Here is a 1,226-nt window from a genome sequence, read left to right as displayed (position 1 = left end):
GATGCCGTCGCTGCAACTCGCGACTAGGAGCTCGGATCTCAGGACGAAGGTCTCCGCGAATGTCCGGTCGATCCGCGCGACGTCCCAGGCGGGCGTTCCCTTGGCGGACATCCACGCCGCAGCGTCGTGCATCAGCCGCACAACCTCGTCGATATCACCCGAGCAGGCGACCCGAACGTTCGGAGGCTCCTCGCTGTCCATTCGCTCCCCTGGCGCGGTATGAACCGCCGCCTCATAGTGCAGTTTGATCCTGACGAGCCCAGCATGTCTGCGCCCACCTTCGCGGAACCTGACCAGGTCCGCTAGCGGGCGGCCGGAAGGTGAATGCTAGGCATGATCTAACCCTCGGTCTCTGGCGTCGCGACTGCGAAATTTCGCGAGGGTTTCCGAGAAGGTGATTGCGCTTCGCAGATCTCCAGGCGCGTGGGTGCGGACGTAGTCAGCGCCATTGCCGATCGCGTGAAGTTCCGCCGCAAGGCTCGCTGGACCCAGATCCTTTACAGGAAGGCCAACGGTGGCGCCCAAGAAGGATTTCCGCGACACCGAGACCAATAGCGGAAGCCCCAACGCCGACTTCAGCTTTTGAAGGTTCGACAGCACGTGCAGCGATGTTTCCGGTGCGGGGCTCAAGAAAAATCCCATCCCCGGATCGAGGATGAGCCGGTCGGCAGCGACCCCGCTCCGTCGCAAGGCGGAAACCCGCGCCTCGAAGAACCGCACAATCTCGTCGAGCGCGTCTTCGGGTCGAAGGTGACCGGTGCGGGTGGCGATGCCATCCCGCTGCGCTGAGTGCATAACCACCAGCCTGCAGTCCGCCTCAGCAATATCGGGATAGAGCGCAGGGTCAGGAAATCCTTGGATATCGTTCAGGTAGCCCACGCCGCGCTTGAGCGCATAGCGCTGGGTTTCCGGTTGGAAGCTGTCGATTGAAACACGGTGCATCTGATCGGACAGGGCGTCTAAGAGCGGCGCAATACGTCTGATCTCATCGGCCGGCGATACAGGCCTCGCGTCCGGATGGCTGGCGGCCGGTCCGACATCCACGACGTCTGATCCGACTCGCAGCATTTCGATCGCCGCGGTGACAGCGCCGGCGGGGTCTAGCCGCCGGCTCTCATCGAAGAAGGAGTCCTCGGTGAGATTCAGAATGCCGAACACCGTCACCATGGCGTCGGCCTCCGCAGCGACTTCCACGATGGGGATCGGGCGAGCAAAAAGGCAGCAAT

General features: G+C 62.8%; 1 protein-coding gene and 2 pseudogenes. All 3 read right to left on the bottom strand.

From position 1 onward, the window contains the following. Window positions 1-201: pseudogene (locus tag N5C88_RS31395) on the bottom strand (GNAT family N-acetyltransferase); the annotation flags it as partial. A gap of 126 nt (window positions 202-327) precedes the next feature. After that, window positions 328-1,167, bottom strand: a complete 840-nt coding sequence (gene sul1, locus N5C88_RS31390; RefSeq protein WP_000259031.1) for a sulfonamide-resistant dihydropteroate synthase Sul1 — start codon at window positions 1,165-1,167, stop codon at window positions 328-330. Further along, window positions 1,161-1,226: pseudogene (locus tag N5C88_RS31385) on the bottom strand (QacE family quaternary ammonium compound efflux SMR transporter); the annotation flags it as partial. The gene sul1 and the pseudogene N5C88_RS31385, both read right to left, overlap by 7 nt.

It is taken from the genome of Achromobacter sp. GD03932 (assembly GCF_029839485.1).
Taxonomy (GTDB): Bacteria; Pseudomonadota; Gammaproteobacteria; order Burkholderiales; family Burkholderiaceae_B; genus Achromobacter; species Achromobacter bronchisepticus_A.
The sequence above is the reverse complement of the archived record's forward strand: the minus strand, read 5'-3'. Positions and strand labels throughout refer to the sequence as shown.